Origin of the sequence: Staphylococcus ureilyticus (assembly GCF_025558845.1) — a bacterium.
Taxonomy (GTDB): Bacteria; Bacillota; Bacilli; order Staphylococcales; family Staphylococcaceae; genus Staphylococcus; species Staphylococcus ureilyticus.
Genome location: NZ_CP094825.1, coordinates 1,305,553 through 1,328,099 on the forward strand (window position 1 = coordinate 1,305,553; position 22,547 = coordinate 1,328,099).

Annotated in this window: 27 protein-coding genes and 1 riboswitch; of the genes, 3 read left to right on the forward strand and 24 right to left on the reverse strand. The window is 30.3% G+C overall.

Going from position 1 to position 22,547, the window contains the following annotated elements:
• Positions 1 to 7: 7 nt before the first annotated feature.
• From accC to MUA21_RS06410, 4 genes are all read right to left on the reverse strand, one after another.
• Positions 8 to 1,357 (reverse strand): acetyl-CoA carboxylase biotin carboxylase subunit, encoded by a 1,350-nt coding sequence (accC, locus tag MUA21_RS06395; RefSeq protein ID WP_073341964.1) that lies wholly within the window; start codon positions 1,355 to 1,357, stop codon positions 8 to 10.
• Positions 1,357 to 1,830, reverse strand: a complete 474-nt coding sequence (accB, locus tag MUA21_RS06400; RefSeq protein WP_262562205.1) for an acetyl-CoA carboxylase biotin carboxyl carrier protein — start codon at positions 1,828 to 1,830, stop codon at positions 1,357 to 1,359. Before accB ends, accC begins: the two co-directional genes overlap by 1 nt.
• Positions 1,831 to 2,085: 255 nt before the next feature.
• On the reverse strand, positions 2,086 to 2,643 hold the full coding sequence (gene efp, locus MUA21_RS06405; RefSeq protein WP_046208184.1) for an elongation factor P: 558 nt from the start codon (positions 2,641 to 2,643) through the stop codon (positions 2,086 to 2,088).
• 27 nt (positions 2,644 to 2,670) lie between these two features.
• Entirely contained in the window at positions 2,671 to 3,729 is a 1,059-nt protein-coding gene (locus tag MUA21_RS06410) for a M24 family metallopeptidase (RefSeq protein ID WP_073341956.1), read from the reverse strand.
• Between the two features lie 103 nt (positions 3,730 to 3,832).
• Between MUA21_RS06410 and MUA21_RS06415 the strand changes: the two genes are divergently transcribed.
• Complete coding sequence (locus MUA21_RS06415) at positions 3,833 to 4,414, forward strand: hypothetical protein (RefSeq protein WP_046208182.1); 582 nt, start codon at positions 3,833 to 3,835, stop codon at positions 4,412 to 4,414.
• A gap of 27 nt (positions 4,415 to 4,441) precedes the next feature.
• Complete coding sequence (locus MUA21_RS06420; RefSeq protein ID WP_046208181.1) at positions 4,442 to 4,657, forward strand: SA1362 family protein; 216 nt, start codon at positions 4,442 to 4,444, stop codon at positions 4,655 to 4,657.
• 106 nt (positions 4,658 to 4,763) lie between these two features.
• Here the strand turns inward: MUA21_RS06420 and MUA21_RS06425 are convergent, their stop codons facing one another.
• Positions 4,764 to 5,594, reverse strand: coding sequence for a lipoate--protein ligase family protein (locus MUA21_RS06425; protein ID WP_262562206.1), 831 nt, complete (start codon positions 5,592 to 5,594; stop codon positions 4,764 to 4,766).
• Positions 5,595 to 5,766: 172 nt separating this feature from the next.
• Between MUA21_RS06425 and MUA21_RS06430 the strand changes: the two genes are divergently transcribed.
• Positions 5,767 to 6,153: a rhodanese-like domain-containing protein gene (locus MUA21_RS06430; RefSeq protein WP_046208179.1), complete on the forward strand. Its 387-nt coding sequence runs from the start codon at positions 5,767 to 5,769 to the stop codon at positions 6,151 to 6,153.
• A 352-nt stretch (positions 6,154 to 6,505) separates the two neighbouring features.
• Here the strand turns inward: MUA21_RS06430 and gcvPB are convergent, their stop codons facing one another.
• The 19 genes from gcvPB to MUA21_RS06525 all read right to left on the reverse strand — a co-directional run bounded on the left by gcvPB (position 6,506) and on the right by MUA21_RS06525 (position 22,432).
• The gene (gene gcvPB / locus MUA21_RS06435) at positions 6,506 to 7,981 is read right to left on the reverse strand and encodes an aminomethyl-transferring glycine dehydrogenase subunit GcvPB (protein WP_073341947.1); all 1,476 of its coding nucleotides are present in this window, start codon (positions 7,979 to 7,981) and stop codon (positions 6,506 to 6,508) included.
• Positions 7,968 to 9,320: an aminomethyl-transferring glycine dehydrogenase subunit GcvPA gene (gcvPA, locus tag MUA21_RS06440; RefSeq protein ID WP_107526324.1), complete on the reverse strand. Its 1,353-nt coding sequence runs from the start codon at positions 9,318 to 9,320 to the stop codon at positions 7,968 to 7,970. Before gcvPA ends, gcvPB begins: the two co-directional genes overlap by 14 nt.
• 17 nt (positions 9,321 to 9,337) lie before the next feature.
• Positions 9,338 to 10,429: a glycine cleavage system aminomethyltransferase GcvT gene (gene gcvT / locus MUA21_RS06445; RefSeq protein ID WP_107526325.1), complete on the reverse strand. Its 1,092-nt coding sequence runs from the start codon at positions 10,427 to 10,429 to the stop codon at positions 9,338 to 9,340.
• A gap of 73 nt (positions 10,430 to 10,502) precedes the next feature.
• Positions 10,503 to 10,599: riboswitch (glycine riboswitch) on the reverse strand.
• A complete protein-coding gene (locus MUA21_RS06450; protein ID WP_046208175.1) occupies positions 10,586 to 11,110 on the reverse strand; it encodes a shikimate kinase in 525 nt (174 codons plus the stop codon). Its footprint overlaps the riboswitch before it by 14 nt.
• Positions 11,111 to 11,274: 164 nt before the next feature.
• Entirely contained in the window at positions 11,275 to 11,718 is a 444-nt protein-coding gene (locus MUA21_RS06455) for a competence type IV pilus minor pilin ComGF (RefSeq protein ID WP_336606224.1), read from the reverse strand.
• Positions 11,696 to 11,989 (reverse strand): hypothetical protein, encoded by a 294-nt coding sequence (locus MUA21_RS06460; RefSeq protein WP_046208172.1) that lies wholly within the window; start codon positions 11,987 to 11,989, stop codon positions 11,696 to 11,698. Before MUA21_RS06460 ends, MUA21_RS06455 begins: the two co-directional genes overlap by 23 nt.
• Positions 11,970 to 12,410, reverse strand: a complete 441-nt coding sequence (gene comGD / locus MUA21_RS06465; protein WP_103161487.1) for a competence type IV pilus minor pilin ComGD — start codon at positions 12,408 to 12,410, stop codon at positions 11,970 to 11,972. Before comGD ends, MUA21_RS06460 begins: the two co-directional genes overlap by 20 nt.
• The gene (gene comGC / locus MUA21_RS06470) at positions 12,400 to 12,717 is read right to left on the reverse strand and encodes a competence type IV pilus major pilin ComGC (RefSeq protein ID WP_046208171.1); all 318 of its coding nucleotides are present in this window, start codon (positions 12,715 to 12,717) and stop codon (positions 12,400 to 12,402) included. The genes comGD and comGC overlap by 11 nt, the downstream gene beginning before the upstream one ends.
• Positions 12,718 to 12,736: 19 nt before the next feature.
• Positions 12,737 to 13,804, reverse strand: a complete 1,068-nt coding sequence (comGB, locus tag MUA21_RS06475) for a competence type IV pilus assembly protein ComGB (RefSeq protein ID WP_262562207.1) — start codon at positions 13,802 to 13,804, stop codon at positions 12,737 to 12,739.
• On the reverse strand, positions 13,776 to 14,750 hold the full coding sequence (comGA, locus tag MUA21_RS06480) for a competence type IV pilus ATPase ComGA (protein ID WP_064208910.1): 975 nt from the start codon (positions 14,748 to 14,750) through the stop codon (positions 13,776 to 13,778). Before comGA ends, comGB begins: the two co-directional genes overlap by 29 nt.
• A gap of 59 nt (positions 14,751 to 14,809) precedes the next feature.
• A complete protein-coding gene (locus MUA21_RS06485) occupies positions 14,810 to 15,433 on the reverse strand; it encodes an MBL fold metallo-hydrolase (protein ID WP_046208168.1) in 624 nt (207 codons plus the stop codon).
• 2 nt (positions 15,434 to 15,435) lie between these two features.
• Complete coding sequence (locus MUA21_RS06490; protein WP_064208909.1) at positions 15,436 to 15,759, reverse strand: MTH1187 family thiamine-binding protein; 324 nt, start codon at positions 15,757 to 15,759, stop codon at positions 15,436 to 15,438.
• Complete coding sequence (locus tag MUA21_RS06495) at positions 15,759 to 16,745, reverse strand: glucokinase (protein ID WP_107526330.1); 987 nt, start codon at positions 16,743 to 16,745, stop codon at positions 15,759 to 15,761. Before MUA21_RS06495 ends, MUA21_RS06490 begins: the two co-directional genes overlap by 1 nt.
• A gap of 306 nt (positions 16,746 to 17,051) precedes the next feature.
• A complete protein-coding gene (locus MUA21_RS06500) occupies positions 17,052 to 17,258 on the reverse strand; it encodes a YqgQ family protein (protein WP_438873803.1) in 207 nt (68 codons plus the stop codon).
• Positions 17,242 to 18,693 carry a rhomboid family intramembrane serine protease gene (locus tag MUA21_RS06505; RefSeq protein ID WP_204180127.1) on the reverse strand — a complete coding sequence of 484 codons (1,452 nt, stop codon included), beginning with the start codon at positions 18,691 to 18,693 and terminating at the stop codon, positions 17,242 to 17,244. The genes MUA21_RS06500 and MUA21_RS06505 overlap by 17 nt, the downstream gene beginning before the upstream one ends.
• A gap of 11 nt (positions 18,694 to 18,704) precedes the next feature.
• Positions 18,705 to 19,247: a 5-formyltetrahydrofolate cyclo-ligase gene (locus tag MUA21_RS06510; RefSeq protein WP_262562218.1), complete on the reverse strand. Its 543-nt coding sequence runs from the start codon at positions 19,245 to 19,247 to the stop codon at positions 18,705 to 18,707.
• 134 nt (positions 19,248 to 19,381) lie between these two features.
• Complete coding sequence (rpmG, locus tag MUA21_RS06515; protein ID WP_019469354.1) at positions 19,382 to 19,531, reverse strand: 50S ribosomal protein L33; 150 nt, start codon at positions 19,529 to 19,531, stop codon at positions 19,382 to 19,384.
• A 129-nt stretch (positions 19,532 to 19,660) separates the two neighbouring features.
• Positions 19,661 to 21,712, reverse strand: coding sequence for a peptidoglycan D,D-transpeptidase FtsI family protein (locus MUA21_RS06520; RefSeq protein ID WP_262562221.1), 2,052 nt, complete (start codon positions 21,710 to 21,712; stop codon positions 19,661 to 19,663).
• A 120-nt stretch (positions 21,713 to 21,832) separates the two neighbouring features.
• Positions 21,833 to 22,432 (reverse strand): superoxide dismutase, encoded by a 600-nt coding sequence (locus tag MUA21_RS06525; protein WP_046208161.1) that lies wholly within the window; start codon positions 22,430 to 22,432, stop codon positions 21,833 to 21,835.
• Positions 22,433 to 22,547: the final 115 nt, after the last annotated feature.

Sequence of the window (22,547 nt, forward strand, 5' to 3'; positions counted from 1 at the left end):
ATTTAGTTTATTCATCCATTATGTTATAAGTTTCTAAGAAATTAGTATTAAATTCACCACTTCTAAATATATCGTTATTTAGTAGGCGAATATGAAATGGAATTGTAGTGTCAATGCCTAATACTAAATATTCACCTAACGCTCTCAATCCTGTCATAATTGCTTCATCTCTTGATGGTTCATGAACAATTAATTTTGCTACCATAGAATCATAGTATGGAGGGATTGTATAATTAGTATAACATGCTGATTCAATTCTTACGCCAAAACCACCCGGTGCTAGATATTGTGTGATTTTACCTGGTGAAGGCATAAAGTTTTTATAAGGATTTTCAGCGTTAATTCTAAATTCAATTGCATGTCCTTTGATTTCAATATCTTTTTGTGAGAATGGTAACTTTTCACCCATCGCTACTTTAAGTTGTAGTTTTACTAAATCAATACCAGTTACCATTTCTGTAACGGGATGTTCTACCTGAATACGTGTATTCATTTCCATAAAATAAAATTCATGTGTGTTCAAATCATAAATAAATTCAATTGTACCAGCGTTTTCATAATTTACAGCTTTTGCTGCTCTTACTGCTGCATTACCCATTTCTTGTCGTTTAGCATCATTTAAGATTGGTGACGGTGCTTCTTCTACAAGTTTTTGCATACGTCTTTGAATGGTACAATCACGCTCACCTAGATGGATGACATTACCATAACTGTCTCCAATTACTTGTATTTCGATATGTCTAAAGTTTTCAATAAATTTTTCAAGATATAATCCATTGTTACCAAAAGCAGTTTCTGCTTCTTGTTGAGTCATTTTGAAGCCAGTTTCCAATTCTTTTTCATCACGTGCAACACGTATACCTTTGCCACCACCGCCTGCAGTAGCTTTGATAATGACTGGATATCCTATATCTTTTGCAATTTTCTTCGCTTCTTTAATATCTTTAACTAACCCTTCACTTCCAGGAACTACAGGAACCTCAGCGCGTTTCATTTCTTCTTTAGCGACATCTTTGATACCCATTTTTTGTATGGACTCATAACTTGGACCAATAAATTTAAGTTGACATGCTTCACAAAGTTCAGCAAAATCACCGTTTTCTGCTAGAAAACCATATCCAGGGTGAACCCCATCACATCCTGTTGAAGTCGCGATAGATAAAATATTAGGGATATTTAGGTAAGAATCTTTAGATTGAGTGGGACCGACACAATATGCTTCATCAGCAATTTGAGTATGTAATGCGTCTTTGTCTCCTTCAGAATATATTGCCACAGTTTGTAAACCTAAATCGTGACAGGCTCGAATAATTCTTACAGCAATTTCCCCTCTATTTGCAATTAAAATTTTATTCATTATTTCACCTTAAATAACGGTTGGCCATACTCTACCATTTGACCGTCTTCTACTAGTATTTCAGTAATTTCCCCTGTGACTTCTGCTTGTATTTCATTAAATAATTTCATAGCTTCCAAAATACATACTGTTGATTCGTTTGAAACAGAATCTCCTATTTGAACATATGGACTTTCCTCTGGTGAAGGTGATTTATAAAATGTGCCAACCATTGGTGCATTGATTGTTTTTAAATTGTCATTTTCTTGGGTAGAACTTGTATCATCAGAATTTTGTGTATCAAGTTGATTTGAAACAGCTGGTTGTTGTGGTGCAATCTGTTGCATCGGTTGTTGTGAAACTTGAGGTGTGATAATCTCAGTTTCTTTTTCTTTTTTTAAGTTAACTATATTCCCTTTATCTTCTATATTTATTTCAGTCAAGCTAGATTGATCAAGAATTTCAATTAATTCTTTAATTTCTTTAAAATTCATAAATACTGACTCCTTCAGATTGTTTTCATTTACCTAGTTTATTTTACTTTAGTGAAATGTTCAATTCAAGCATATACATATTTTCTATTATAACTCATTAACTTTTATAGTTAATCAATAATTAACTATAGTTTTGTGTCAAAATGATTTTCCGTCCTTACGCAAATAATAAAAGCCCTTCCATTTAAAGTAAGTGGAAAGGCTTCTAAAATAATTTGCAAATGCTGTCATCAAGTGGTGAGTGTCACTGATGAATTAAGCTCTTGACACGTAACTTCCATCACTTGTGTTAATTACTAAAGTATCTCCTTCATTAACAAATAATGGTACATTTAGTGTATAACCTGTTTCAACAGTCGCAGATTTTGTTGCACCAGTAGCAGTATCACCTTTAATACCTGGTTCTGTTTCTGTTACTGTAAGCTCAACGTTTTTTGGCAATTCAATACCTAAAGTTTCATTTTCATAACTTTGAATTTGAACTTCCATATTTGCTTTTAAGAAATTTAATTCATGTTCTAAGTAATCAGCAGGTAATTCAATTTGATCAAATGTTTGGTTATCCATGAAAACGTGTGTATCACCATCGGCGTATAAATATTGCATGCGACGATTTTCAATCATAGCAGTTTCAACTTTTTCTCCGCCTCTAAATGTCTTCTCTTGGATCGCACCTGTTCTTAAGTTACGTAATTTTGAACGTACAAATGCAGCACCTTTTCCTGGTTTTACGTGTTGGAAATCTAAAACTTTCCAAATACCATTATCTACAGAAATTGTTAAACCTGTTTTAAAATCATTAACCGAAATCATTCAGTTTCCTCCTTAATATAAGGTCTTCTATAAAATAATAAGGTCTTTAGACGATTTAGTAAAGCGTTCGCAACCATTTTCGGTAATTAATATATCATCTTCAATACGTACGCCACCAATTCCATCTAAATATATACCGGGTTCAATTGTAACACAATTATTTAATTCTAATGTAGATTCAGATTTTTTAGATAAATTTGGACCTTCATGTACGTCTAATCCTATACCGTGCCCTAACGAATGGCCAAAGGCCTCACCGTATCCTTTTTCGGTAATATAATCTCTTGCTACTGCATCAAGTTCTTTACCAGTTATTCCTTGTTTAGCTGCTTCAATTCCTTTTAAATTTGCTTGTAATACAATGTTATATATTTCTTTTAATTGAGCATCTGGTTCGCCAATAGCAAAAGTACGGGTAATATCTGAGGCATATCCATTGTAATAAGCTCCATAATCCAAGGTAATTAATTCTCCTTGATTGATGACTTTATCACTTGCTACACCATGTGGAAGTGCTCCTCTGACTCCAGAAGCAACAATAGTATTAAAAGATGGTCCTTCTGAACCTAATTCGAGCATTTTGCTTTCTAATTTTGCTTTTAACTCGAGTTCTGTCATTCCAGCTTTAGCAACTGTTAAAATATACTCATAAGCATCATCAACAATTTGAGCAGCTTTTTGAATATTTGCTATTTCTTGTTCATCCTTGACTTCTCTTATTTTCTCAATTAAACCAGAAATACTTATTAAACTGATATAAGATTTACTTAATTGTAAATAAGTATCATAGCTTACTAAATTACCTTCAAAGCCAACATTTTGCACATTTAAGTCTTCTAGTGTGGACTTTATAGATTCTATCAGTTGTCCCTGTTGCTTAATCACTTTAAAACCAGCAGCTTGATCAGTTGCTTGCTCTATGTATCTAAAATCAGTAAGCAATAGTTTTTCGCTATTTGTAATAATCAATGCACCACTGGTTCCAGTAAATCCAGATAGGTATCTTCTATTATAATCAGATAAAACTATAATTGCTTCCAAATGTTTTGTCTTTAGAGCAGATTTTAACTTTTCAATTCTATTCAACAGTAATCACCCTATTCAATAAATTTGTACATTTCCAATATATACATTAAAATGATAGCATAATTAGTGTACAAATTTATAGTTTTTGAATTAGGAGAGAGTTATGAAGAAAAAATTATTCGCTATTTTATGCGCTTCGTGTTTACTCGCCGGTTGTGGAAGCCAAAATTTAGGCCCATTAGAAGAGAAAACAACAAAATTACGTGACGAAAATCATAAATTAAAAAGTGATATACAAGACTTAAAACTTGAAATAAAAGAAGAAAAAACAAATATTACTGCATTAGAAAAAGATAAAAATAATATCAAGAATGCGAAAAGTAATAAAAAGAAATTAAATCATATTAAGGCGTCTTCTGAATATTATCAAGATGTCGCAAAAGCAATTGGTGATTATAATGATATTGAAGACGAAGTCTCAAAAAATAAGCAGAGCGAAAAAGTTCAAAATAAATTAACCGATATTACTAATAAAATTGATAGTGCATTTACTACATATAAAAGTAAAATTGATAAAGATAAAATGAATGACGAAGATAAAAAGAAACATAAAAATATTACTAAATTAAACAAGTCATTAGATTCTGCCATGAGTGATATAAGGGATGGTTATAACGAGAAAGATAAGAAAAAACTTAATAAAGGGCAAACTACTTTATCAAAAGTGAGCATAAGCAATGAGTAATGTGACATATAAATAGGAGTGTGTATTTTGAAACAAGCAATATTTTATATCGTAATCGCAATTGCATTAGTTGGTTTAATACTTAACTTGGATGCATTTTTATTTAGTTTTGTAAGAATGGCTATCAGTTTAGCAATTTTTGCAGGCATCATTTATTTAATTTATTATTTTTTCTTTTTAACAGAAGATCAAAGAAAGTATAAGCGTGCCCAAAGAAAATATAGAAAAAGACATAAAAAATAATAAAAATTGAGTTTTGAATGTTTAACATTATTGAATAAATTAAAGCATTTACCCAACAATTAAATTCAAAAATTGTTGGGTAAATGCTTTTTTATAGCGTATTTAATTATTTTCTATAAGTCCATTCTGATGATTGGTACTTTTTAATTAATGCGTTAACTTCTGCGTTTTGCTGAGAAGTCAATTCTAAAGGTTTTAAATTGATATTTAATCCTTTTTTGAATCCACTTTCGAATGCTTGTTCCATTTCATCTAAAGTGATGTAGCGATCAGATATATCATTAATTGCTACTGCTTTATCGACAAACGCTTGCTTCATTTTCTCTTTCAAACGGTCATTTTTAAATATAAACATATCAAATAAATCATCAATATCTATATCTTGTAACAATGAACCATGCTGCAGAATCACACCCTTTTGTCGCATTTGGGCACTTCCTGCAATTTTGCGTCCTTCTACGACTAATTCATACCAACTGGAAGCATCAAAACAAACCGCACTTCTTGGTTGTTTTAATTTAGACCGTTCTTCTTTAGTTCGTGGGATAGCAAATGAAGCATTAAAACCTAATGTTTTGAATCCTTCAAGTAGCCCTTCAGAAATGACCCTATATGCTTCTGTAACTGTTTTGGGCATGTTTGGATGTGATTCCGGTACAATAACACTATAAGTTAATTCTTTGTCATGCAAGACACCTCTGCCACCTGTTTGTCTTCTAACAAGGCCATAACCTTTATCTTTCACCTTGTCTATATCAATTTCTTTCGTTAATCTTTGAAAGTAACCAACTGAAAGTGTAGCTGGATCCCATGTATAAAATCTAATTACTGGATCAATTTCACCTCTAGATACAAAATTTAATAACGCTTCATCCATTGCCATATTATAAAATGGATCATTACTACCTGTATTGATAAAATGCCATGTTTCAGTCACAATCAAAACTCCATTCATTAAAATTAAATTGTGATAACATCTAATTTGTGTTATCGTTTTCAATAATTGTACAAAAATGTCAGTTTACGTAATTATCATGATAAAAATATTTTGATAATTTGTGCTAACAGTCTTATAATATATAATATCGGTTAATTAGGGAGGATGCAAGATGAGTAATTTTTGGTTTATAGCTTTAGCAATTTTAATAATAATCATCGCATATATGTTGTTCAATAGATATTTGAACAAAAAAGCGGTAACAGAATTAAACCAAAATGAATTCCATAATGGTTTGCGAAAAGCTCAAGTGATTGATGTAAGAGAAAAAGTAGATTATGATTATGGTCATATTAATGGTGCCCGTAACATCCCAATCACAATGTTTAAGCAAAGATATCAAGGCTTGAGAACAGATCAACCTATCTATCTTTGTGATGCGAATGGTATTGCCAGTTATCGTGCCGCTAGAATTTTAAAAAAGAATGGTTATAAAGATATATTCATGCTTAAAGGCGGATATAAAAAATGGACTGGTAAAATCAAATCAAAAAAATAAATGAATAAGTTAACATTTTAAAATTGGGCTGTTAGTTAAATAATTAGTAGCTCAATTTTTTATATAATTAAAAAATTTAAATTTATAATTTGCTAAATATTATAAATAACCTGTTTTGAATCAATTTAAATATATGGTGAAAGGCTATGATTTTATTATATTTCCAAGTAACTTCACACTATTAACTTCATTAGATTTATAGAGAACAAAGGGCCAATCCATTTTAATACGGATTAGCCCTTTGTTCTCTATATGAGGTTTATATCAAGTTAATAATTTTTAATTGAATTGAATGCTTCATACATAATTTGATTATCAATTCAAAAAATCCTTTAACATGTCATTTTAAAAATTATTTTTCTGATCTTAAATGCTCAAATTTTAATACTGGTTGACGAGCAGCTTTTGTTTCGTCTAATCGATCAATAATCGTTGTATGAGGTGCTTCTAAAACTTTATCGGGATTTTCTTTTGCTTCATTCGCAATTTCGATCATTGTGTCACAGAAATAATCTAATGTTTCTTTAGATTCTGTTTCAGTAGGTTCAATCATCATACCCTCTTCTACATTTAATGGGAAATAGATAGTAGGTGGGTGTACACCAAAGTCAAGTAAACGTTTAGCCATATCTAGCGTTCGTACACCAAATTCTTTTTGTTTTGAGCCACTTAAAACAAATTCATGTTTACAATATTGTTCATAAGGAATTTCAAAATGTTCTTTTAATCTTGCTTTAATATAGTTTGCATTTAGTACTGCTGCTTCTGAAACTTCTTCAAGTCCTTTATTACCCATAGTTCTAATATATGTGTATGCTCTTAAATAAATACCGAAGTTACCATAAAATGGTTTGACACGTCCGATTGAATGCTCGATATTATTATCGTATTTATATACATCATTTTCTTTAATTACCATTGGTTTTGGTAAGAAACTTGCAAGTTCTTTTTTAACACCAACTGGTCCTGAACCAGGTCCGCCACCACCATGCGGTCCAGTAAATGTCTTGTGTAAATTTAAATGAACAGCATCAAAGCCCATGTCTCCAGGTCTAACTTTGTCCATGATTGCATTTAAGTTGGCACCATCATAATACAATAATCCACCAGCTTCGTGTACAATATTGCGAATATCCATGATGTTTTGTTCAAAAATACCTAGTGTATTTGGATTCGTAAGCATAATTGCAGCTGTGTTTTCGTTGACAAGGCGTTTTAAATCTTCTATATCAACTTCTCCACGTTCATTTGACTTCACTGTAACAGCTTTAAATCCAGCAAATGCCGCTGAAGCAGGGTTTGTACCATGTGCAGAATCAGGAACGATGACTTCGTTACGATGTCCTTCACCATTTTTTTCATGATAAGCTTTAAAAATCATCAGTGCTGTCCATTCTCCATGTGCACCAGCTGCTGGTTGTAAAGTGACTTCATCCATACCAGTTATCTCTTTGAGTTCTTCTTGTAAGCTATGAATAATTTCTAGCGAACCTTGTACTTGAGATTCATCTTGTAGTGGATGTGATTCAGCAAAACCAGGTATTCTAGCTATTTTTTCATTTACTTTTGGATTATATTTCATGGTACATGAACCTAATGGATAAAATCCTGAATCAACACCAAAGTTTTTATTTGATAATTCTGTATAATGACGCACTAAATCTAGTTCTGCCACTTCAGGAAATTCAGCTTTGTTTTTTCTAATAAATTTGTCATCTAATAGCTTGTTAACTGCTCCATTATCAATTTCTTTTTTAGGTAAAGAATACGCGTAACGACCTTCTTTAGAACGTTCAAAAATTAATGGACTAGATTTACTTACTGCCATTTATTTCACCTGCTTTCTTAACAAATGTATCAATTTCATCTTTAGTTCGTAATTCTGTAACTGCAATTAACATATGATTGTCGAAGTTTTCTCCTATTTCACTTAAATCAAATCCGCCTATTATGTCTTCTTGAATTAAAGCATCGTTTACATCTTTAACTGGTTTATCGAACTTTACTACAAATTCATTAAATGATGTGCCATTGCTAACTTCAAATCCTTGTTGCTTAAATTGTTCTTTAGCATAGTTTGCATTCTCAAAATTTTGAACTGCAATGTCGTAAATACCTTGTTTTCCTAAAGCAGACATACAAATTGATGAAGCCAATGCATTTAATGCTTGGTTTGAACATATATTTGATGTTGCTTTATCACGTCTAATATGTTGTTCACGTGCTTGAAGTGTCAACACAAAACCACGGTTTCCATCTTGGTCTTCGGTTTGTCCAACAAGTCTACCAGGTGTTTTTCTCATGAGTTTTTTAGTAGTAGCAAAGAAACCACAATGTGGACCGCCAAACTGTGTTGGAATACCAAATGGTTGCGTATCTCCAACTACAATATCTGCACCAAAACTACCTGGTGGTGTCAATAACCCTAGTGCGATTGGGTTTGTATAAACAATAAATAATGCTTTTTTATCTTCGATATATGACTGTATTTTCTCTAAATCTTCAATTGAACCATAAAAGTTTGGATATTGGACTGCAACTGCAGCAGTATCATCATCAATAGCATTTTCAAGTTTTTCTAAATCTGTAATTGTACCATCTAAATCAACTTCAACAACTTCAAATTCTTCACGTGTTTTTACATATGTGTGTAAGACTTGTAATGCTTGATAATGCATGCCTTTTGAAACGACAATTTTATTTTTACGCGTTTGATTAAATGCTAAAATGCAAGCTTCTGCAAAACTTGTCATACCATCGTACATAGATGAGTTTGCAATATCCATATCTGTTAATTCACAAATTAAAGTTTGAAATTCAAAGATAGCTTGTAATTCACCTTGTGAAATTTCAGGTTGATAAGGTGTATATGCAGTATAAAATTCAGAACGCGAAATCATTGCATCTACTACTGCTGGGGCATAATGATCATAAACGCCTGCACCTAAAAACGAAGTATGTGTTTCTTTAGTAATGTTCTTACTAGCAATTTTATTAAGTCTTTTTGTTAATGTGGTTTCAGATTCAGCATCGGGAATAGTTAACTCTCTGTTTAATAAAATATCTTTTGGAACATCTCCAAATAATTCGCTGATTGATTCAGCACCAATTGTCTCTAGCATTTCATTTTTATCTTGATCTGTTAATGGAATATAACGATGACTCACGGTAACACCCCTTTAAATTATTTACTGATTTGATTTTTCTTCACAATTTTTGCTTTTGCTTGTCTTTTTCTAATTTGAATAATAATCTCTTTGCCCATTTCAAATGCATCTCTATCAATTATAGCTAAACCAATTGATTTACCAGTTAATGGAGATTGTGTGCCTGAAGTAACTTCTCCAATTTCATTTCCATCGATATCATAAACAGTGTAACCTGTTCTTGGTATTCCTTTATCAATCATTTCTATGCCAACTGTTCTTCTTTTAGAACCGTTTTCTTTTTGATCTTTCAACACTTTTTTACCTATAAAATCAGCATCAATTAATGGTTTAGCAGCAAATGCAATTCCACCTTCATATGGTGTAATTGATTCACTTAAGTCTTGTCCATGAAGTGGTAAACCAGCTTCTAATCTTAATGTATCTCTTGCACCAAGACCACAAGGTTCTACGTCAAATTCTAATATTGAATCCCATAAAAATGGTGTATCATCTGATTTACAATAAATTTCAAATCCATCTTCACCTGTGTAACCAGATTGGGATAATATTACGTTTTTACCAAAGAATTCAACATCTTGTAAGAATTCAAAAGGAGACATTTCTGATATATTCTGTTTCACATGCTTTTGAACAAAATCACGTGCATTTGGACCTTGTATAGCTAATTGACCATAATCTGTTGATACATTTAAGACTTCAGCATCAAAATTTTCAGATTGTTTTTTCATCCATTCAAAGTCTTTATCTGTGTTTCCAGCATTTACGACTAATAAATATGCTTTTTCACTGAGTCTATAGGTGATTAAATCATCGATGATACCGCCTTGCTCGTTACACAATGCTGTATATTGCGCCTTTGTTGTGTCTAAATTGTCAGTGTCATTTGAAAGCAAGTATTGTACTAATTGATCTGCTTCAGAACCTTTTATTAAAATTTCACCCATGTGACTTACATCAAATAAGCCCATATTAGTTCTTACAGCATTATGTTCTTCTTTAATACTTGAAAATTGAACTGGCATAGCCCAACCACCAAATTCAACAATTTTTGCACCGAGATCCACAAAGTTTTGATAAAGTGGTGTGCGTTTTAATTCATTTACCATTGCTAAACCCCCTATTAATATATTAAAAAAGACAGAGTAGACTAAGCCTACCCTGTCAATAAATCCAGGAATGCGTCTCAGTATTATCCTTTTGCCTGAGAGTTTCGTTAAACTTGCACCTTCGGCGATGGTTATATAAATAATTAACCATTCTCTCTAATACTGGTCATTCGCTTTCATCGTTTCCAATATTTTTTTATATGTAACTGGAAGCGATTTATTACTATTCACTTTGATGAATGCGATTTCATTATATCTTGAAACTCTAGTTGAATACAAGCTTTTTAATTTAAAAAAGGGTTTATTATTCGCATTGGGTCTATTACTATCATTCTTAATTCTATCGTATAGAATTTCTATGTCGCAATCTAACCATATAACATGTTTTTGTTCTTTTAATAAGTTAAAGGCATCATTGCCTTCGATGATACCCCCGCCTGTCGCAATGACGTCAAATTGGTTCGCACATTTTTTTAAATACTTAAACTCTAAATTGCGAAATCCTTTTTCACCTAATTGTTCAAAAATTTCTGGAATTGTTTTTCCTTCTTGTTGCACTATAAATTCATCTAAATCTACAAAACTTAATTGATTGTTTTGTGCAATATATTTTCCTAATGTTGTTTTTCCTGTCCCCATAAAACCTATTAAAATAAGTGGTGTGTTAATTTTATTTTTCAAAAATATCTTCCTTTTGTAATTGTAATTTAATTTGTTTATCATAATATGATTCAATGTTATTAAGCGTTTTTAGTTGAAGATTAAATTGAGAAGTATATATTGCTATTAGTGATAAATATAGCATATAAATAACCATCACAAAAGGGTATATATACCCTTTCATATTAGAATTGTACTGCCTTTTCAAAGGAACCCCCTGTATAATACATTTTCAATTTTAATTTTAAATGCTTATTTTTTAGTAATATAAATTGCGCATTTTTTACATTGTTTAATAAGGTAATGTTTCCTGTGTTATTTACAGTTTTAATAATCTTATTATTTTTAAACTCGTACCTTATAATATTTTTCCTTATGTTAAATTTTAAAATACGGCCGTTTTTATCAATTTCAAGTGCTTTTGAATTGTTTTGTAACATTGCTTCAGTCATGTCTCTTGAAAAAAATTCTATATCAATTGATGAATCTAAATTAAATTGATTCTTTGTTGGGACGATTGATTTATATAATAGAGGTAGCATAGTGAATATTAATATAGTAATAAATAATGTAAATAATACTTCGATGTAAGTAAAGCTGGAATATTTACTTGTGAAAACATTTTTCATTATTATTGTCCTTTGTTTTTATGCATAAATTAGAATTAGTTAATTTTATTTTATAACCGTCAATATTTACGCCGTTTATTAAACGCTCACTATCATTATATTTCAAAGCTAATAATATGATTCTTTTCATACTTATGTTTTCAATTTTATCATTAAAAGTATGATTTAATTCTAAAACCATAGGCAAAAATACACTACACATTATAAGCATGCAAGTAAAAGCGATATATGCATCCATAAGTATACTACCGTTAATGTTTAATTTTTTCATATCTTAATCTTCCTTTTTCAATATGAAATATTAGTTTGAAAATTTCATTATCAACTGAAAGTAAGACACTACCAAATTTATTTATATTACCTTTATTGTTAAATGTTAAATACCTTATATTACTTTTAGGATGTACAAAAGTATTTGGTGGAAATACTATATCTTTGTTTTCAATTGACTGTTCTCTAACTATAATTTTATTTGAATAGTCGTTAAATATAAGTGTTAAAGACTTATCATCTTTTATTGCTTTAGATTTTAAATAATTGAGTTGAGTGATTAAATTATTCATAAAATTATTGTTCACATTATTTTTTTTATCATTAATAGGTATATGATTGACTTGAACAATTAATAAGATACTAATAATAGCCATAACCATTAACATCTCGATATATGTAAATGCTTTACTAGTTTGCAATTACTTCACCATTGTTAATTGTGATAGTAGCACCTGATTTACAATTTTTTTGGTTTTCTTTAATATAGCCATCCGCAATCAATTCATCTATAGATTGTGGTTTTTTATTATGTTTTAAAGTATATGCTTCAACTTGACTTTCAATCATTTTTATTTGGGCATCACAACCTGTACTTTGAATATGTGAAGATTGTTTTGCAATATTGGGTATAATCAATATCAGTAATAAACTGATAATTAAAAGCACGAGGAGCATCTCAATTAAAGTAAAAGCACGTTTATTAAAAAATTGTTTTATTTTATTCATTAAAAGCCTCCAAGTCTTATTATTTAATCGTTTGCATTAGATCAAACATAGGTAACATAATCACTAAATATAGCGCAATGATTAAGATGCCTAGCATTAAAAATATAGTTGGTTGTATAAATTTCATTAATCGTTGCAGATAGCGTTCAATTTTTGTAAATATAATTTCACTATATAATTTTAATTCTATGTCTAGCTTTCCTATCTTTTCGCCTTCCTCAATAAAGTTAATCAAGCCTTCTTCAAAACAGGAAATCTTTTTTAATATTTCACTTAACTTATAGCCATTTTGTGTACCTGTTGCCAATTTTCTAGCAAGATAAATTAAATATGAGTCATTTTTTTGTTTAGAATAAATATCAACGATTGATTGTAAGTTCACACCATTCTTATAAAACAATGCAAATTCAGTAGAAAGTCTATAAGTTTTATAAAATTTGAAAAAAGTACGTAAAATCGGGATTTTTAATATAATTTTGTACTTTAAGTTAATGGGTAGTTTTTTTGTAGATATATAAAATGAGTAAGAAAAAATTAAGCAGATAAATAAAATAATAAAAAGTGTTCTAGGTAAATATATTAATAAAGATGATAAAATTAATTGTGTTTTTGAAATTTCAACATCAAAGCTATTATAGAGAGATTGAAATTCAGGTATAATAGTATGATTTAAAATGATTAACATACCTATAAAAATTGTAATTAAGAGCAAAGGGTATTGAAGTGTTTTTAGTAGTTGTAGCTTTGCTTTGTTATTTCGAATTAAATAGTCTTGGGCATGTGGTAAAGTTGATGTGAGTTCACTGAATAACTCTGAAAAATATATTAGCATGATAATAATTTTGGGATATTTTAGTAACAATAATATTTCGTAACATTGTGCGCCTTGATCTAGGCGAGTATTAATCTGAGTCACTATTTTTGGTGTTTTTATTGTTAAGTGTTGTAGTAAAAATTTAAATGATGCTGATAATGTGAATCCATGCTGAAGTAAATCATGTAATCTTTGAAGTAATTCAATTTGGTTTTTTTCACTGATAATCATAAATCGTGGTGAACTAAAGATATCTATTAAGTGTTTCTTCACAAATTTCCCCTTCTTTTGCCATTTCATGCAATTTATACGACAAATTTTTGAATGTGTTTGGAAGTGTAAGTTGATTTTCAAAATAAAATGCTATATCTTCTCGAGTTAATTGTTCATAAATTAAAGAACGTTCATCTTTTGAGGTGTTTACTAATCTCTGATTGATAATACTTAATACCGTCTGTCGTAGTTCTTGAATACTTATACCCATTTCTAATAATCTACTCAATGCGCCCTTACAATTATTTGAATGTATCGTTGAAAGTACTAAGTGACCACTTAAACTTGCATGAATAACTTGTTTAGCAATCATAGCATCCCTGATTTCACCAATAAGTATAATATCTGGATCACATCTTAAAATCGCCTTGAATGAATTAGCATAATTAATCCCTGCTTTTTCATTAATAGAAACTTGTGTTATACCTTCAACCAAACGTTCTACAGGGTCTTCTACAGTAATTATATTAACATTTAATTTTTCCTTTGCGTGCACTATCAGTTGATACATTAACGTACTTTTGCCAGACCCAGTAGGTCCACTAAACAGTATTAAACCTTGTTTTTTATGGACTAGTTTAAATAATTGATTTATACTAAGTGCTTTTGCTGAACTTTGAAAATATTGAGGTATAATTCTCACTACGCAACTTTCAAATCCAAGAGATAAAGGTAAAGTTGATACTCTTAAATAGTATAATTGTTTAAGTTTGTAAGCGTATCTTCCACTTTGTGCGGTGCTGTGTGTTGATACATCTAAACCTGCTTGATATTTCATATATGTGAGCAACTTCCTATAAATATTGACTTCTATCGTTTCTATAGTGTTTAAATATTCTTTTTTTCTAAATTTAATGTATACCTTTTTGTGGTTTGGAATAAAGTGTACATCTGATACATTTTCCTTAATCGCTTTATCAATGATATTTTTAAAGAGTAACTTCAAAAAAACACCTCCTACAATAATACACGTAGGAGGTGTTAATATTACTTTATGAAATAAAACTAACCATGCAAATATGGATTAAGTTGTTCGTCTTCTATCGTTGTATATGGCCCATGTCCTGGGAATAATGGTAAGTCATCCTCTAATTTGAACAATTTATCTAATATAGAGTCAACCAAAGTTTCATAATCGCCTTTATATAAGTCAGTTCTTCCTATACCTTGATAAAACAAAGTATCTCCAACTACAGCAAAATCATCAAATATAAAAGATAAACTACCAGGTGAATGTCCAGGTGTATGAAGTACTTTAAATTTAAAGCCCTCAATTTCCATAGAGCCTTCATCAATTTTTTGTGGTGATACATGACTAATGACAGGTGTTAATCCATATTGTTTAAACTTTTGTGAACCATTTTTTTCTGTATTAGTTAAAAAATCGAACTCACTAGGATGCATATAAACAGGCACATTAAATTTATCAACGATTTGATCTAAAGCCCCGATATGGTCAAAATGTGCATGTGTTAATAATACTGCAATGACAGGTTTATTAATTTGATTTAATTTTTTTATAATTAATTCATAATCAGCCGCTGGATCTACTAAAATCACATTCTTATCATTTTCAATAAAATAAGTATTCGTTTTAACTAAGCCCAATGCTAAACTAGATATTTGCATTGTTAGTGACCTCCACTATCTAAATGATTTTCAACAGATTTTAGTTTGTCATTCATTTTTCGAGATTTGTCTCTTCGATCGTCAATTCTTATATTAGTACAAACTCTATCAATACCTTTATCAAATGGTAATTCATGGATTGCTTGAACGACTTCAAATAAATCTTTTAAATCTCCCTCAATCAAAGTATTCATTGGTGTCAATTGATAATCAATTTTACCTTGTGCTTTAAATTCTTTTAATTTTGTTTGTATCTCAGCAATATACTTACTAACACTTGGTCCTTCCGTACCCACAGGTATAACTACTACATCTACTATAGCCATTATTTCACACCTTCCTTTTCAATTATATAAGTATAAATTAAACCAGCAGCACCAGTAATGCCCGCATCATTGCCTAGTTTAGCTTGAACGATTTCTGTACCTTGTTGTGCTGGTGTAAAAGTTAGATTATGGTACTCTGTTTTTATATTTTCTATTAATATTAAACCAGCAGTTGACATTCCTCCGCCTAAAACAATATATTTAGGATTACTTGTTACGCTGATAATACTACACAAATATGCAATATAATTAGCCACGCGTTCGGTAATAAAGATACAGAATTGATCTCCAGCTTTTGCCGCATCAAATACTGCTTTCGCGGTAACTTCATTATCTTTTATTAATTGAAGTATCGAAGATTTAAACGTTAATTTAGGGTAATAAAAATTCACTAAATTGACGACGCCAGTCGCAGAAGCAACGGTTTCAATACAACCTGATTTTCCGCAATTACATTTAAAGCGTTGGTCATGGTCAACTCTAAAATGACCAATTTCAGCACCAGAGCCATTATGACCATGTACAATTTCTCCATTAGAAATAATACCGCCTCCAAGGCCAGTGCCTAATGTAATTGCAACCACATCGTCTGCGCCATGTCCTGCCCCTTTATGCTTTTCACCTAATGCTGCAACATTGGCATCGTTATCAACATAAACTGGACAGTCTACAAATTGTTGGAAAATTTCTCTGACATTAACTGTTTCTTTCCAATATAAGTTAACGGCACCATTCACTTCACCTGTTTCAAAATTCACTGGTCCTGGTATACCTATACCAACACCTAAAACATCTGAAAAAGCAAATTCTGAATTATCAACATGTTCAACGAAAGATTCATAAACATTTTCCAAAAGTGCATAACCTGTAACATCTGACGTATCAGTTTTTATAGACCATTTTTCAATTCGTTCTAATTGTTCGTCGAATATACCTAGCTTACAAGTTGTACCACCAATATCTGCTGCTAAGATAATTTTTTTCATGTTTTTATTCATCCTTCTCTTATTTTTAAGGAATGCTAAATTGAATCCTTGTTTCGTCAATAGACGATTTTAACGATTAACGTGTCAACATAGTAGTCTTTTTCCTTAAAATATATTTTTCTCTGTATAAAACATATATATCTATATTAATACTTTTCATTTCATAAATGCAATGATAATGAATATAAAGATACATTATATCAGCACTTGCATGATTGCTGTTATTTAGTTTCAATATTTTATCACTGTTATTTTGGTAGATATCTATAATATCAGTAACTACATTTTCATGGAACTTTCGTAAAATTAGTGTTCACTTTTTCTTTGACTAATCACTAATTTGGACTTAATATAATCATCTTTAGAAATTAAATTATAGGAATATAATGAATGAAGCTCTTGTTGCATCATTTCATAAACATCATTTTTATCCTTAAAATATATAATAAAACCAAATTTTTTTAAAAGTTGTTGAACATCATAAAAAGTATTAATCTCATGAATCACTGTCATCGCTCAATTCTTTATTTAAATTTATATAATCATTATTTGTTGGATCTAATTTCAAAGCGGACTTAATGTATTTTTTTGCTTTATCTTTGTTATCGATGGACCTATTTGCAACCGCTAGTTGGTAATTTAATAATGCAGAATCTGGGAAGTTTCTTAAACCTCTTTCCCATGTTGCCATACCTTCTGATTTTGAATCAGTTGTCGCATTAATTAATCCTTTTAGGTAGTATGTTTCATCATCAGCATAACTTTTATTCACCGTATGTTGTACCATATCTTCAGCACTTTTATAATTGCCATTTTTCATTTCTTTTTCAATGATTGTATTATAAATATTATCTTCTTGAATCGTAAAAATCCTAATTTGTGCTGCAATAAATAAAATAATCATTACAATTAGAAAAAACCAGAATTTATTTTGATTAATTCTAAAATAATATCCTATAAGTGTTATCAATAAACCACCAATAAATCCACCAACATGTGCTACAATATTTACATTTTGCATTAGTAATGAAACGCCAATTAGGACGAAAAGAACAATTAGCAATTGACCAATCAACTTTTGGTTAAATTGTTTACCAATATACATAAAAGCAAAAATGGCACCTATCAGACCAAATATAGCACCGCTTGCACCAACGGAAACGGTGTCTGTATTAAAAGATAATGAAGCAAAATTACCAAACAAACCAGAAACAAAATAAATAATTAAAAATCTCCAATGCCCAACGATAGATTCTACTATTTTTCCAAAAATAAATAAACTTAACATATTCATTAATATATGTTCAAAGTTATAATGTAAAAATATGGATGTAATGAGTCTGTACCATTCTCCATGGACGACATTAAAATGTACAAGACCCCCAACATCTAAAAGTTTTAAATCAGAAAATCGATTTAACAATAATACCATCGAAAGCCAGATAATAATATTAATTATTATTAATAAATATGTAACTGGTGCAAATTTCAGCATATGTTTTTCAATAGGATTATTATTTAATGCTCTTTGTTTATAAAAACCTTTTGTATGGTTCGCATCGCGATTAAACACAAACTTCACAAAAAAGTTGGGCATTATTTGATCTATATGCTCTTTTTGACGTAAAATTTTCACTTTGAATTTAACTGATTTTAGCTCATCTAAATTTTCATTTGTAAATGTTTTATCGGTATAAATATATAAATTATAATTATGGGGTTTGAAACCTAAAAATGTAATTATATCTTCTTCATGGTCTTGGATTCTACTTTTATCAAATCTTACTTCTTGTGTAGAATTAGCACCAAATTTAAATATTGCAACGGATTGCTTTCTTTTATTTGCAAGCCAAACTTCAGTATCATCTTGATTACGATGCACAACTTGATAATTTAAATATTTTATCCAAGTATAAATTGACTTCCAAAAATGCTTTTCTGTAATCATTTTTCCCTCCATTAATTTGTAGTCGCTATAATTAGTTTTTGCACTGGTTGATCATGTGCTTCTATTTCAAAATTATTTATTTGAAAGTCATAAATTAAACTTATTGTTGGCTGCTGATGTTGTGATAAAAATTTATCAAAATAGCCGCCACCATAGCCGATTCTATAACCTTTATTATTAAATACTACACCAGGCACGATTAATAGGTCTAAATCATTTGTTATTTCTGTGTCACTTGTAACATAATTAATTCCTTTATCGTCAGGTGTAATATTTGATAAATTATCTAACTCCTTAAATGACATTGTTTTGTTTTTATAATTAGTTTCTGGTACAAATACTTTTTTATCATCATTTAATATTTTCGAAATGATGGGATAAGTATCTACTTCATGTTGCATTGAGAGGACAACTCCAATACGATATGCCGATTTATATTCAGATGTATTCATTAATTGTTGTGTTAAGTATTGATCAGCAGATAATTTTTGATCTTGATCCGAAAATTGTTTCATTTTATTTATGGTTTCTTTTCTTAACTTATGTTTACTCATATATGACACCTTCCCATTTTATATCCTCTTTTATTATAACGATAATAATATATTATGTCATCAAACTGTCATTTCAATATTTTTAATAAAAAAAATAACCAGATTCTAAAATTAGAATCTGGTTAAAAATTTAATTATTTTGTTTCACGGTGCAATGTATGTTTGTTATCACGAGCACAGTGTTTTTTCATTTCGATACGTTCAGGATTAGTACGTTTATTTTTTGTTGTGATGTAGTTTCTTTCCCCACATTCTGTGCAAGCTAGTGTTACGTTTACGCGCATGCTAATTCCTCCTTACCTTTTCAAAATACGACTTATTTATCATACCATTTAGTTATAAAATTGAAAAGTATTATTTTTCATATATACCATACCCATAGGTTTTTAACTTAAAAATGAGTTATATGAATTTTATTTTTTATCTTTTTCCTTAAAATAATAGTTAATGATATCTCTACCTAAGTCACCACCATTAAGCCAAGGTTCTGGTACAGGTTGATTTGTATATACAATTGAAAATGCTAATTTCGGATTATCACTTGGTGCATAACCTACGTAAGTTGAATTTACTTTTGGTTTGCCGTCCTGGAATACTTCTGCTGTACCAGTTTTACCAGCTGAAGGCACAACAGTATCATTGAAACTTTGATAACCTGTACCTTCTTTTTCATTATATGCCATTTTGAAACCTTCTTGCACTTGCTTAACTTGATCTGATGTATTGTTAACTTTATTTAATACGTCGCCTTTTACTTTTTGTTTCACAGGGCCTAATGAATCTTTATTTGTTGCTTTTCTGATTTCTAAACCAATATGTGGTTGAATTCTATAACCACTGTTCGCAATCGTAGAAGCATATTGGGATAATTGTAACGGTGAATAAGTGTCATATTGTCCAATTGCCAAATCTAAATAATTACCTGGATTATCTGTTAGCGGTTCTATTTGTCCGCCAGTCTCATTTGGTAAATCGATACCTGTTTTAACACCTAAACCAACTTGATTTAGTCCTTTTCGTAATTTTTGACCTGCTTCTGAGATATCAGTAGGTAGTGACATGTTTGGCGCGTATGGTGAACCTGCTATTTTTAATGCTGTTTTAAACATATATACGTTTGATGAATGCATTAAAGCTTCTTTATCATCTATAGTTACTTTACCATCTTGGTTAAAGTATGAACGTTTAGAAAGACCACCAGAAAATTTCAATGGTTCATCAACCATTTTTTCGCCCACATTAATAGCATTATTTTGATAACCAGCAAGTAATGTTCCGCCTTTAACAGACGATCCAACAGCGTATTGTGATGTAAAAGTTCCGATATCATAATCGGTTAAATCACCATTTTTATCAATTTGTTTACCAGCCATTGCTAAAATATCGCCATTATTCGGATTTTGAACAACCACTAAAGCATTGTCCATATCTTTAGCACCTTCACTACGTAATTTGCTTATTTGTTTTTCTAAATATTCTTCAGTTTTCTTTTGCAAATCAATATCAATACTTAAAACAAGATCATCTCCGCGTGACCCCTTATGAATCACTTGTGAATCAATAACTTCTCCTGATTTATCTGTTGTATATTTCATTTCTTTCTTTTTACCTTTGAGAATATCATCATACTGATATTCCAAATAAGATTTTCCTACACGATCATTTCTTGAATAACCTTTTGACAAATATTGTTCTGTAAATTCTTTTGGAATACCTTCTTGTGTCGTAGAGACATCACCAAAAATACCACGTAATGTATCATCATATGGATACTTTCGATCCCAGTCCATTGTTGTATTAACCCCTGGTAAATCAGAAAGTTTTTGTGACACTGCAGCATATTCTTCATCAGTAACATCTTCATTTTTAATCATTTGAGGATCTAATGCAGAACCTGACATCATCTCTCTAAATATCGCTAATACTTGTAAATCTTTGTCTGAAAATGAATCAAATTGTTGCTTTCCAATTTTTTTATGTAACGTTTCATCATATTGTTCTTGTGAAATACTCCCATCATCTAACAACGCTTGTTCTTTTTTCATTAATTTGTCAGCTTGATTAGGGTGTTTTAAAATCCAAAAATCTTGTTTATCTCGATCTGTGATTTTATCGGTATCCATTTTTATAAGTTTCGATAAATCAGTAGCTATTTTTAAAACCTCTGATTGAGAAGTTTTTCTTCCCCGAGAAAAAGTGATGGCTTTTTTTGATGCATTATCTACTAGAACTTTACCGTTTCTATCGAGAATTCTTCCTCTCGGAACAGCTTCATTAACAGTTAAATTCTCACTATTTTTAATTAATTGTTTATAATGAGAGCCTTGTGCAATTTGCAAATAACCTAATCGTAAGACAATTATTGCAAAAATAAATACAATTAGACCAAACACAAAGCTTATTCTTTTATTCATCGTATTTCTTATTTTCTCATCGTTTGATTTTTCCTTTAATCTTTTTAGCAAAACAACATACCTCTATTCAAAAGTGATCACTTTAAATGATATATGAAATTGATACAGATTTCTATTATTTTAAATAAAAAAATGACGACCTGTGTAAGGCCGTCAAAAATAGAAGCTTAATTATTTAGCAGCGTTATATAATTCATCAACTTTTTCCCAATTTACAACGTTCCAGAAAGCACTAATATATTCTGGACGTTTGTTTTGGTATTTAAGATAATAAGCATGTTCCCAAACGTCTAAGCCTAAGATAGGTGTTTTACCTTCAGTTAATGGGTTATCTTGGTTTGGAGTTGTAACAATTTCTAAATTGCCATTATTAACAACTAGCCAAGCCCAACCTGAACCAAAACGAGCTGCAGCTTTATCTGCAAATTCTTCTTTAAATGCATCTAAAGAACCCCATTGTTCCTTAATTTTATCAACTACAGTTCCTTTTTCTTCAGAGTTTGGAGTTAATAATTCCCAGAATAATGAATGGTTTAAGTGTCCACCACCATTATTTCTAACAGCTGTTTGAATATTTTCTGGTACACTGTCTAAATTTGCTACAATTTCTTCAATTGATTTAGATTCTAAATCAGTACCTTCAATTGCTGCATTTAATTTAGTAACATAAGTGTTATGATGTTTGTCATGGTGGATTTCCATTGTTTGTTGATCAATATGTGGTTCTAATGCGTCAGAACCATAAGGTAAATTTGGTAATTCAAAAGCCATAAATAATCATCCTCCTAATTAATCTGTAAATAAAGCATAACAACTAAAAATGATTACAACAATGAATATGCTTACAAACTTATTCAAAAGTCATAAAATTATATTTGTTATCTTT

Bases quoted from the DNA above. Each gene is read 5' to 3' on its own strand.
- accC (WP_073341964.1), bottom strand. From the start codon at position 1,357: ATGAATAAAATTTTAATTGCAAATAGAGGGGAAATTGCTGTAAGAATT.
- accB (WP_262562205.1), bottom strand. From the start codon at position 1,830: ATGAATTTTAAAGAAATTAAAGAATTAATTGAAATTCTTGATCAATCT.
- efp (WP_046208184.1), bottom strand. From the start codon at position 2,643: ATGATTTCGGTTAATGATTTTAAAACAGGTTTAACAATTTCTGTAGAT.
- MUA21_RS06415 (WP_046208182.1), top strand. From the start codon at position 3,833: ATGAAGAAAAAATTATTCGCTATTTTATGCGCTTCGTGTTTACTCGCC.
- MUA21_RS06430 (WP_046208179.1), top strand. From the start codon at position 5,767: ATGAGTAATTTTTGGTTTATAGCTTTAGCAATTTTAATAATAATCATC.
- gcvPB (WP_073341947.1), bottom strand. From the start codon at position 7,981: ATGGCAGTAAGTAAATCTAGTCCATTAATTTTTGAACGTTCTAAAGAA.
- gcvT (WP_107526325.1), bottom strand. From the start codon at position 10,429: ATGGTAAATGAATTAAAACGCACACCACTTTATCAAAACTTTGTGGAT.
- MUA21_RS06455 (WP_336606224.1), bottom strand. From the start codon at position 11,718: ATGAAAAATGTTTTCACAAGTAAATATTCCAGCTTTACTTACATCGAA.
- MUA21_RS06460 (WP_046208172.1), bottom strand. From the start codon at position 11,989: ATGAAAAAATTAAACATTAACGGTAGTATACTTATGGATGCATATATC.
- comGC (WP_046208171.1), bottom strand. From the start codon at position 12,717: ATGAATAAAATAAAACAATTTTTTAATAAACGTGCTTTTACTTTAATT.
- MUA21_RS06485 (WP_046208168.1), bottom strand. From the start codon at position 15,433: ATGCAAATATCTAGTTTAGCATTGGGCTTAGTTAAAACGAATACTTAT.
- MUA21_RS06490 (WP_064208909.1), bottom strand. From the start codon at position 15,759: ATGGCTATAGTAGATGTAGTAGTTATACCTGTGGGTACGGAAGGACCA.
- MUA21_RS06495 (WP_107526330.1), bottom strand. From the start codon at position 16,745: ATGAAAAAAATTATCTTAGCAGCAGATATTGGTGGTACAACTTGTAAG.
- MUA21_RS06500 (WP_438873803.1), bottom strand. From the start codon at position 17,258: ATGACAGTGATTCATGAGATTAATACTTTTTATGATGTTCAACAACTT.
- MUA21_RS06505 (WP_204180127.1), bottom strand. From the start codon at position 18,693: ATGATTACAGAAAAGCATTTTTGGAAGTCAATTTATACTTGGATAAAA.
- MUA21_RS06510 (WP_262562218.1), bottom strand. From the start codon at position 19,247: ATGAGTAAACATAAGTTAAGAAAAGAAACCATAAATAAAATGAAACAA.
- rpmG (WP_019469354.1), bottom strand. From the start codon at position 19,531: ATGCGCGTAAACGTAACACTAGCTTGCACAGAATGTGGGGAAAGAAAC.
- MUA21_RS06525 (WP_046208161.1), bottom strand. From the start codon at position 22,432: ATGGCTTTTGAATTACCAAATTTACCTTATGGTTCTGACGCATTAGAA.